This is a genomic window from Mycobacterium sp., assembly GCF_049281135.1.
GTDB lineage: Bacteria > Actinomycetota > Actinomycetes > Mycobacteriales > Mycobacteriaceae > Mycobacterium.
On sequence record NZ_JBAPRN010000370.1, the window covers coordinates 1 to 10906 of the forward strand.

General features: G+C 66.7%; 6 protein-coding genes. 5 read left to right on the plus strand and 1 reads right to left on the minus strand.

Features of this window, described 5'->3' with window-relative positions; all coding sequences use genetic code 11:
• The 3 genes from WAN02_RS14860 to WAN02_RS14870 all read left to right on the plus strand — a co-directional run.
• On the plus strand, positions 1 to 3304 hold a 3304-nt coding region (locus WAN02_RS14860), incomplete at its 5' end, for an SDR family NAD(P)-dependent oxidoreductase (protein WP_422264966.1).
• The gene (locus tag WAN02_RS14865) at positions 3301 to 7695 is read left to right on the plus strand and encodes a type I polyketide synthase (protein WP_422264967.1); all 4395 of its coding nucleotides are present in this window, start codon (positions 3301 to 3303) and stop codon (positions 7693 to 7695) included. The genes WAN02_RS14860 and WAN02_RS14865, both read left to right, overlap by 4 nt.
• A gap of 26 nt (positions 7696 to 7721) precedes the next feature.
• Positions 7722 to 8975, plus strand: a complete 1254-nt coding sequence (locus WAN02_RS14870) for a phthiocerol/phthiodiolone dimycocerosyl transferase family protein (RefSeq protein WP_422264968.1) — start codon at positions 7722 to 7724, stop codon at positions 8973 to 8975.
• Here the strand turns inward: WAN02_RS14870 and WAN02_RS14875 are convergent.
• The gene (locus tag WAN02_RS14875; protein ID WP_422264969.1) at positions 8968 to 9798 is read right to left on the minus strand and encodes a class I SAM-dependent methyltransferase; all 831 of its coding nucleotides are present in this window, start codon (positions 9796 to 9798) and stop codon (positions 8968 to 8970) included. The genes WAN02_RS14870 and WAN02_RS14875 overlap by 8 nt on opposite strands.
• A gap of 42 nt (positions 9799 to 9840) precedes the next feature.
• Here WAN02_RS14875 and WAN02_RS14880 point away from each other — a divergent pair, with 42 nt between their 5' ends.
• Both WAN02_RS14880 and WAN02_RS14885 read left to right on the plus strand, forming a co-directional pair.
• A complete protein-coding gene (locus WAN02_RS14880; protein ID WP_422264970.1) occupies positions 9841 to 10554 on the plus strand; it encodes a flavodoxin family protein in 714 nt (237 codons plus the stop codon).
• A 7-nt stretch (positions 10555 to 10561) separates the two neighbouring features.
• The coding region (locus WAN02_RS14885; RefSeq protein WP_422264971.1) for a DUF2505 domain-containing protein at positions 10562 to 10906 on the plus strand (345 nt) is incomplete at its 3' end.

Below are 10906 nucleotides of genomic sequence, written 5' to 3' on the forward strand. Positions count from 1 at the left end.
GTACCCCGATGTCACGGTGGCGGTGTATGCCGCGCCGGAGCAGACGGTGATCGCCGGCCCGCCCGAACAGGTCGATGCGGTCATCGCCGTCGTCGACGCCCAGGGCAAGTTGGCGCGGCGCGTCGAGGTGGACGTGGCCTCGCACCACCCGACGGTTGACCCGATCCTGGCCGACCTCAAGGTCGCGCTGGCTGACCTGAAGCCGATGACGCCGAAGATTCCGTTGATCAGCACGGTGGGCAAGGGCGGCGATGCCGAAATCCCAAGTTTCAGTGCCGAGTACTGGGTGGTGAACCTGCGTAACCCGGTGCGGTTCAGCCAGGCGGTGGCCACCGCCGCCGAGAGCCACGCTGCGTTCGTCGAAGTCAGCCCGCACCCCTTGCTCAGTCACGCCATCAACGGCACGCTGGAGTCGGCCAAGCCGCGTGGCGGCGCCCAGGTTGCGGGAACGTTGACTCGCGACAACCCCGAGACGCTCACGTTCCACACCCAACTGGCGACGATTCGGCCGCCGTCGATCGCCGCGTCGGAAACTGCCGATGGCACAAAGAAACTGATCGACCTACCGCCGACGCCGTGGCAGCACGTCCGCTACTGGGCGGCGCCGACGGCGACCACCCGGCAGGCGGCCAGTGCACACCCACTGCTGGGCACGCACGTCGAACTGCCGTCCGGTCGCGACCACGTCTTCACCGCCGACGTCGGACTCGAACTCATTCCCTACCTGCTCGACCACAAGGTGCATGGCCAACCGGTCATGCCCGGCACCGGGTTCGGCGAGATTGCCCTCGCCGCCGCCAGCGAAGCGCTCGGCTTGCCTGCGCAGTCGGTGTCGGTCGGCGTCGAGGTCGAGCAGATGCTGCCGCTGAACGACTCGACCCAGCTCACCACGCAACTGACCCGCGGCGAGAAGGACGGCGACGAGATCCGCGTCGAGATCCATTCACGCTCGGCCAACGGCGCCTGGATCCGGCACGCCGTCGCGAAAGTCGAAGTGGGGCAATCGGAAGCACCGACGGTCCCGGCCGCGTCATCGGAGCCCGGCACGGTGCTCTCGCCCGCGGACCTGTATTCCGCGCTGCGCGCCACCGGCCTGCACCACGGGCAGGCGTTCGCCGCGCTGACCCGCATCGTGCGGCGGCCGAACGGCACGTCGGAGACCGAGATCGTCCTGCCCGACGAGGCGACCGGCCACCGCGGATACCGCATCCACCCGGTGCTGCTCGACGCGGCACTGCAGGGGCTGGCCGCCGCGCTGTCCAGCGAGTCGCTGGCCGACTCCGACGACGCGACCTATCTCCCAGTGTCATTCGAGAAGATCCGGGTGTTCGGCGAGGTCGGGCGTCGTGCCCGCTGCCGCGCCGAGTTGGTCAACCCGGACGGCGACGGTTCCGGCATCATGGGCCGCGTCCTGATCACCGACGAGGCGGGTACTCCGACCGCCGAGATCACCGGTATCTATCTGCAACGTGTGCAGCGCCGCAGTGTGCCCTTGCCGTTGGAGCAGAAGATCTTCGACACCGAATGGGTCGAGACCCCGCTGGACCCGGCTTCCGCACCGGACGGTAGCTGGTTGGTGCTGAACGGCGGCGCCGAAGCCGAGGCGGTGGCCAAGGAGTTCGTCGCCACCTTCGGCTCACCGACCCGACGGGTCGTCGCCGCCGACCTGTCACAGGAGTCGGCAGTCCTGGAAGCCTTCTCGCAGGCCGCAGGGGACGCCGAGCTCCCGCCGGTGGGCGTCGTCATCTTCGCGGGCCGGCAGAGATTCGACGGCTCCGAGACCGGTGACGCTGCGGGCCGCGGCCGTGCCCTTACCTGGGGCCTCGCGTCGACGGTGCGCACCATCCTGACCGGATGGCACGGCAAGCCGCCACGGCTGTGGGTGGTCTCCCGCGAGGGACTGGCCGTCAATGACGGTGAGTCGGGCGACCCGTCGATCAGCGCCCTGACCGGTCTGATCCGGGTGCTGGCCTACGAGCATCCAGACCTACGCACCACGTTGGTCGACCTGTCCGGTGACGCCGTGACACCTCTGACCGCCGAGCTGGGGCTGGCCGGCGACGATGTGATCGCCTGGCGTGGTGAAAAGCGTTACGCCAAGCGGCTTTCCCGTGCCACGCTGCGCACCGCCAAGACCGACACGGTGGTCCGGCCGGACGGCTCCTACATCATCACCGGTGGTCTCCGCGGGCTGGGCTTGGCCATGGCGCGCTGGCTGGTCGACAGCGGCGCCGGCCGCGTTATCCTCAACGGACGGTCCCAGCCGTCTGGGGACGCACAAGCTCTGCTCGACGAACTCGGGCAGCGTGCCCAGATCGCCGTGGTGCTAGGCGATATCGCCGCACCCGGTGTCGCCGAGCGGCTGGTGAGCGCGGCCGAAGAGACCGGGCTGACGTTGCGGGGCCTGATGCACAGCGCCGTGGTGCTCGACGACCAGATCGTCGCCGGCCTCAGCCAGGACAGCCTGGAGCGGGTGTGGGCACCGAAAGCCATTGGCGCCCTGCGGCTGCACGTCGCCACCGTCGGCAAGGAACTCGACTGGTGGGTCGGTTTCTCCTCAACATCGTCACTGCTGGGAGCGCCCGGGCAGGGTGCTTATGCAGCCGCGAGCGCCTGGCTCGACGGCCTGATCGATTGGCGACGGGCGTCGGGATTGGCTGCCACCACGATCAACTGGGGCCAGTGGTCGGACATCGGGGTGGCCCGCTCGCTGACCTTCAGTGCGCTGGATCCCATTTCGCCGGCCGAGGGCATCGAGGCGCTGGAGGCCATCCTGGCCGGGCAGCCGACAAACATCGGGGTGGCCCGGCTTCGGCTGGATCGGGCCGCGGCCGCGTTCCCCGAGATTCAGCAACTCGGCTATTTCGCGAAGTTGGCCGAGGAACTCGACATCGACAGCGACGACGACGATTGGGCCGGCCCCGACGCGTTGCGCGAGATGGACTCTGCCGAAGTCAATCGGGTCGTCATCGCGCGACTGAGCGGCCGCATCCTGGCCATCATGGGCTACCCGAAAGGCAGCACACTCGACGTCGATCAGCCGTTGACCGAATTGGGCATGGATTCGCTTATGGCGGTCCGAATCCGCAACACTGTCCGCGGCGACTTCGGTGTGGAACCGCCCGTGGCACTGCTGTTGCAGGGCGCCTCGTTGGCCGCGCTGACCACCGACCTTATCCGTCAGCTGGGCCTGGAGGCAGGGGACAAGGCTGACAGCGGCAGCGGGGTTCGTGACAGAGCCAAGCAGCGCGCCGCGGCCCGGCAGCGTGCCGCCGCCAGGCGAAAGGTAGGAGATCGAGTGTGACCAGCAACAGCGAACTGCCGCCCAACGCGATCGCGGTGGTCGGCATGGCGGCCAGGTTGCCCGGCGCCAACACGCTGTCGGCATTCTGGGACAACCTGCGCCGTGGCGAGGAGTCGATCGTCACGCTGGCCGAAGATGACCTGCTGGCCGAGGGCATCCCGGAGAAATCGCTGGCGAATCACGCCTATGTGCGGCGCGCGGCGTTGGTGGACGGCATCGACGAGTTCGACGCCGACTTCTTCGGCTTCACTCCGCAGGTAGCACGCTCGACCGATCCGCAGCACCGGCTGTTCCTGCAGACTGCGTTCCACGCGATCGAGGACGCCGGCTACGACCCCGCCGAGATCGAGGGCTCGGTCGGCGTGTACGCGACCAGCACGACCAGCGGCTACCTGCTGCACAACATCATGTCCAACTATGACCCGAATGTGGTTATGGGACAGGGTATTACCTTCGACATGGTCAATCTGTCGTTGCAGAACGACAAGGACTACCTGGCCACCAAGGTGGCGTACGCACTGAACCTCCGCGGGCCCGCGCTGTCGGTGCAGACGGCCTGCTCGTCGGCGTTGGTCGCCGTCCACCTGGCCTGCCAGAGCATCCTGAACGGCGAGTGCGAGCTGGCGCTGGCCGGCGGTGCGTCGCTGCGCATCCCGCATCACGTCGGGTATTGGTATGCCCCAGGCTCGATGGTGTCGCCGACGGGTCATTGCCGGCCCTTCGACGCCCGTTCCGACGGCACGATCTTCGGCAGCGGTGTCGGCGTGGTTGTGCTCAAGTCTCTACAGGATGCCGTCGACGACGGCGACCGGATCCACGCGGTGATCCGCGGATCGGCGCTGAACAACGACGGCTCGACGAAGATGACCTACGCCGCCCCGACCGCGGCCGGTCAGGCCGATGTCATCGCCGAGGCCCACGCGATCGCCGAGGTCGACGCCAGCGAAATCAGCTACATCGAGACGCACGGCACCGGCACGCCGCTGGGTGACCCGATCGAAATCGAAGGCCTGCGACAGGCTTTCGAGGTATCCGAGGAGACCCGCTCCGGCCCGTGCTACGTCGGCTCGGTCAAGTCCAACATCGGGCACCTGGAGTCCGCCGCCGGTATTGCCAGCCTGATCAAGGCCATTCTGTGCCTCAAGCATCGGGCGATTCCCGCGACGTTGCACTACACCAGCCCGAACCCCGAATTGCATCTCGAGCGTGGGCCTTTCAAGGTCCGTAGCGAATACGGCCCATGGGAATGGGACGGCGTGCTGCGCGCCGGGGTAAGCTCGTTCGGCGTCGGGGGCACCAACGCGCACGTGGTGCTCGAAGAAGCGCCACCCGTCCCGGCCTCGACCCCCGCGTCCGGCCCGCAGGTGCTGCTGATGTCGGCGCGAAGCACCGAAGCGCTTGAGCAGTCACGCAAGTCGCTGGCCGCCGAAATCTCCGGCGACGACGCGCTGAACCTGGCTGACGTCGCCTACACCCTCGGCCGCCGCCGCAAAGAGAAGATCCGGATGGCCGCGGTCGTCAACGACGAACAGCACGCGAGAACCGTGCTGGAGACCGCCGAGAACGACAACGTCTTTGTCGGCGAATTCGCTGGGAAAACAGATAATTCAGACCAGGTGATCTTCCTGTTCCCCGGTCAGGGCGCGCAGCACATCGGGATGGCACGCGGCCTCTACGACGCCGAGCCGGTGTTCGCCGAGCACTTCGACCAGTGCGCCGCAGGCTTCAACGACGAGCTCGGTGTCGACCTGCGCGCGGAGATCTTCGAAGGCACCGCGCGCAATCTGGAACGCACCGACCGCACCCAGCCCGCGCTGTTCACCGTCGAGTACGCGCTGGCCAAGCTGATCGAGAGCTACGGCGTGCGTCCGACGGCGATGGTCGGGCACAGCATCGGCGAATACGTCGCGGGCACCATCGCCGGGGTCTTCGACATCGAGACGGCCATCAAGGTGGTCTCGATGCGCGCCCGGCTGATGCACGCCGCACCGCGTGGCGTGATGGTCGCGGTGGCGCTGAGCCCCGGGGCAGTGGCCGAATACCTCAATGGCGAGGTCGACATCGCAGCCATCAACGAGCCGGGCGGCTGCGTCGTCGCCGGATCCGAGGAAGGCATTCGCCAATTCAGCGAACGCCTCGCCGACAAGGACATCGTGGCGCGCCGCGTCCGCACGTCGCACGCGTTCCACTCGCGGCTGATGGACTCGATGATCCCGGAATACACCGGCTTCCTGTCCCGCCAGACCCTGCGCGAACCGCAGATTCCGTTGCTGTCCAACGTCACCGGGACCTGGTTGGCCGCCAGTGAGGCAACCAACGCGGCAACCTGGGCGCGACAGGTGCGCTCGACGGTCCGATTCTCCGACGAAATCGACGTGCTGCTCGGCGATCCGAGCCGCGTCCTGGTCGAGGTCGGACCGGGCGGCACGCTGACCGCGTCGGCGACGCGGCACCCGAAGTGGTCGACCGGGCACCATGCGGTCCGGCTGATGCGCCACCACGCCCAGAACCGCGACGACCGCGACGCATTCCTGTTGGCGCTGGGGCAACTCTGGGCGGCCGGGGTCGACATCGACTGGGCGCCGCTGCGCGGTGGGCATTCCGGCCGGCTTCTCACGCTGCCCGGTTATCCGTTCGAGCGGCAACGGCATTGGATCGAGCACCGTCAGACCACGTGGACGGGCGACGCCGCGGCGACCAACGGGGCCGCCGTTGCGCCGACCGGCGGTCCTGAGGCTGCGCAGGCCACCACATCCGGTAAGTCGCCGATGGAAGCGACCCTGCAACGCATCTGGAGCCAATGCCTGGGTCTGCCCAATGTCGAACGCAACGCGAACTTCTTTGAGCTGGGCGGCGATTCGCTGGTCGCGATCAGCGTCGCGATGACCGCCTCCAACGAAGGCCTGGACCTCACCCCGCAGGATCTCTACGAGAACCAAACGGTTGCCGCGTTGGCCAAGGCGTTGACAGCGCGCTATGCGGCCGGCGGCCTGGCCCGGCAGTCACCGGGTGACGTCACGCATCCGCCGGTGCCGCCGAACATCTCGTACTTCCTCGAGCACGGCGTGCGTGAGCATGAGCAGTGGCGCGTTCCGCTGATCCTGCAACTGCGTCCCGACGTACATGTCGACGACGTCTGCGCGGTGCTGACCGCGTTGCGCAACCACCACGACGCGTTGCGTCTGCGACTCGTCGAACGCGCGGGCACGTGGGAGCAGGTGATCAGTGAGCCCGGTGACTTCGCCGACTTGGCCACCCGCTCGCTGCCAGAAGACATCAAACCAGGCACGCCGCAGGAACGCGATGCGCTGCTGTCGACACTGATAGACGTCGTCCGCCAACAGGATCCGTCCAACCCGTTGATCGCGACCTATGTCCGTGGGGTGCCCGGCGGCGCGTGCTACCTGGCGATCAGCGTGCGGGCGATCGTGGCCGACAACGCGTCGCGCGACATCCTGTTGACCGATATCTTCACCGCGTTCGGGCAACAACTGGCCGGCGAAGAGATTGCGTTGCAACCGGTCACGACGCCGTGGACCGAATGGTCGCAGCGCTGCGCGGCATTGGCCGTCCACCCAGCGGTCGTGGAGAGCCGCGACTACTGGCTGAAGACCGCGACGGCGTCCACGCTGAAGGTGGCAAGCGAGCAGACCGGCGGAGCTCCGGGCCTGCCGGACCTGGCCCGGAGCGCGTCGTCGCTGACCGTCGCGGAGACCACCGAGATCGACGATGCCCGCCGACGGCTGCGGGTGCCGATCGACGAAATGCTGCTGGCCGCATTGGGTCGGACGATCGCTCACCAGGTCGGTGAGGGGAGCGTCGCCGTCGACCTCAGCGGCGAAGGCCGGTCGGTGCTCAAGCCCGACGTCGACCTGCGCCGCACCGTCGGCTGGTTCAACACCATCTATCCCATCGCGCTCACCTGCGCCAAGGACGACGACGCCAAGCAGCTGCTCGACGGTGTGCACAACACGCTGACTGCCGTCCCGCACTACGGAATCGGCTACGGACTGCTGCGCTACCTGTATGCCCCGACAGCGCGGCGGCTTGGCGCTGCCGGTCCGGCCGACATCTTCTTCTCCTACATCGGCACGATCCCCGATCTGCCGCCGCTGGGCGAGGACGTCGCGGTCCGATTCGACTCCGACACCGCGTTGCCGGTGCGCGAAGCGATTCCGGGCCTCGGCCACGGAATAGAGTTGCGGGTCTTCCGTACGGCCGGTGTGCTGCATCTGGACTGGTGGTACGACAGCCGGCGGGTCGACGCGGCCACTGTGCAGTCACTTGCCGGCGGGTTCTCCCGGACATTGTTGGAGCTGATTCGGGAAGCGCTCGCGCAAGACGAGATGGACTCCGGCAGTGACGAAATGGAACTCGTTGACCTGTCGTAGATCTCGACGAGGGTAGAAAGGCAACCGTGTTTCCATCGTCGGTCATTCGCAAGCTGGCGCTCAGCGAGGAAATGCTCGCTGAGACGCACAACTTCGTCGGCCTATCCGCGCACCTCGAAGGTCCGATTGACGTCGATGCGCTGACAGACGCCTTTGACTTGCTACTCGAGGCGCATCCGGTGCTGACCGCGCGCCTCGAACGCGGCGCCGACGGCCGTCACGAGCTGGTCGCCGATGACCTCATGCACTCGGGACTCGAGGTCGTCGAGGTCGACGCGTCGCACACCGACAACCCGCCGCCGCATTTCGATCAGGGCGAATCGCTGGTGCATCTGCGCCTGTTCATCCGCGACGGGCAAGCGCATCCGACGCTTTATGTCCACCATGCACTGGCCGACGGTCACCACATGTACGGCCTGATCGAGGAACTGCTGTCCTTCTACACCGATCTGGTCACCAACGGGAAGACCGGTCCGGTGACCGCGCAGCCCGCACCGGAGCCGATCGAGACCGTGCTCGCCGACCGGGGCATCCAGAAAGGGCCGCGTTCGGGTATCGAGCGGTTCATGCCGGCGCTGTTCGCCTACGACCTGCCGCCGTCGCGGCGCGGCGACACCGGCGCGAAACCCGCTTCGCCCGTGCGTGTTCCGATGGTGTCGTGCCGGCTCAGCGAAAGCCAGACGCACTCCATCGTCGAGCTCTGCCGCGCCGAAAAGCTGGGACTACACGCGGTGCTGTCGGCGGCAATCCTGATCGCGGAGTGGCAGGTGCGGGGCAGGGTGAACATCCCGGTGCCGTTCATCTACACCGTCGATCTGCGTTACTTCCTGTCACCACCGGTGTCGGCGACCGGATGCACGAACCCGGTCGGGCTGGGCACCTACCTCGCCGAGATCAACCAGAAGACCACGGTGGTCGAGCTTGCCCGCGACATCGCGTCAACATTCAAAGGGGATCTGGACGAGGGTGTGATCCAGCAGTCCCGCTTGCACTTCAGCCCGCAGTACGTCGGCAACGCGCCGGGTATGCCCGACGTTGTTCTGTTGTCCGACAACGGTTTGGTACCCCCGGTGCGCACACCCAAAGGCGTGGAAGTCACCGCCACCCACGGTGAGTTGTACTTTGCCGTGAGCGCCGGCATCGAGATCTACTTCACCCAGATCTACGCCGAACAGCTCAACGTCGAATACCACTCACACGGGCCGGAGCCGGAGAAGTCGATCGAGGCCATTCGTACGCTGCTGAGCGAGGTCGCCGAGCAGCACGCAGTCGTCAGCTAACCGGTCCGTAGGCGTAGCGGTGGTACTGGAAGGTTCGGCGCAGCGCCGGCAAGGGCCGGACCAACTGCCGCATCAACCGGAACACTCCCGACGCGCGACCGAACGTGCTGGCGTCGAAAAACGTCACCCCGGCGACCAATCGGGCGCCCAACAGACGATCGAGAACGTCGGACGGCCGGTTGACCGCCCAGTACAACTTCGAACCGGACTGCCGTTGCAGGCGGTGGGTTTTCTGCGATCGGACCACCAGGCTGCTGTAGTAGTCGATCTGGATCTCGCCGGATCCGAACCGGTCGATGACGTGCTGCAGCAGCGCGATGCCGTCGTCCTCGGTCAGGTACATGCTGATGCCCTCGGCGAGCAGCAATGTCGGCCGGTCGGCCGGGATCTCGTCCAGCCACGACGGGTCGGTCGCCGGCGTGGCGACCAGATGGTAATTCGGTCGACTCGGAAAAACCTTCTCGCGCAACGAGATTACCGCCGGATAGTCGACGTCGTACCATTCCACGCCCGGCCCCGGATCCAGCCGGAACACCCGACTGTCCAGACCGCAGCCGACGTGGATCACGGTGGCGTCGGGATGAGCGGCCAGGAACTCGGTGGCCCACACGTCGAATTGGGCGGTCCGCACCGTCACCAGCGGCGTCCAGCGGTCGGCGACTTTGAGTTCACCCCAGTCGTAGTCGATTCGGGCCACCGCCGCCTTGGCGTACTCGTCACCCAAAATCGGCCGATCCCAGTCGGCGTCCAGTGCCTTGCAGTACAGGGTGGTCAGCATCGTCTGCGACGGACCGCTGAGGTCGATGGAAACTTTGTCGGTCACGGCGCCCAAGCCTAGTGTGCGACATTTGGAGATGGAGGAGCCATGACGGATACGACCAATGCCGGTGGCGGCGCGCGGCCGCCGCGGATCTTGCTGCTGTACTACTCGTACACCGGGCAGGCCCATAAGGTCCTCGACGCTGCGGGGGAGGTTTTCCGTAGCCGAGGTTGCGAGGTCAGCGAAGCCGAGATCAAATTCACCGACCCGAAGTACTCCGAGAAGTTCTCCCGCTTCCCGATGCGTCGGGTGTGGCCCGACATGCTCAGCGTGCTCCAAGCCCAGAAACGCAACGAGACCGGCCAGATTCAGACTCCGGACACGGTGCGCGACGCCGACTACGACCTGATCCTGATCGGATCGCCGACCTGGTGGGATAACGTCAGCATGCCGCTGCGTTCGTTCCTCAAGTCGGACGAGGCAGGTAAGTTGTTGTCCGGCAAGCCGTTTGCAGTATTTGTGGTGTGCCGCACGTTCTGGCAGGCCAACCTCGAAGGGGTGCGTGAACTCGCCGAGGAGCAGGGCGGCCGGTATGTCGACGAAATCCATTTCACCTACCCTGGGGACAACCTCCGCTCCATGCTGGCGCTGACCAGCTATCTCGGCACAGGCGAATATCGCAAGCGGTCTCTGGGTCTTCGGCTGCCGCCGACGAACGTGCAGCCCGAACAGCTGGAGCAGGCGCGGATTTTCGCGGGCCGCATGGCGGACCGCTTGTTGGCCAAGAGTTCGGCGGTGCCGGGCCAGGAACCGGTTTAGGACCGTCATGCCTCGATCGTTCGATGTCTCGGTCGACTCGCCCGCCAGCGTCGACCAGGTTCATGCCGCCTTCAGCGCCGAGGAGTATTGGCTGGCCCGGCTCCAGACCCTCAATGGCAGCACCGCGCTGGAGTCGTTGGTCGTCGACGACGACCACACCGTGCGGGTCACCACCACCCAGGACCTGGGTCGCGACCTGCTGCCCGGGATCGTCTCGAAGTTCTACCGACGCGATCTCACGGTCCGCCACACCGAGACGTGGAGGCCGTCGGGCGATCAACTTCGCGGGGAGATCACCGTCGCCGTCTCCGGGGCGCCGGGCTCCGGTTCGGCTGCCGCATCGGTCGCGCCC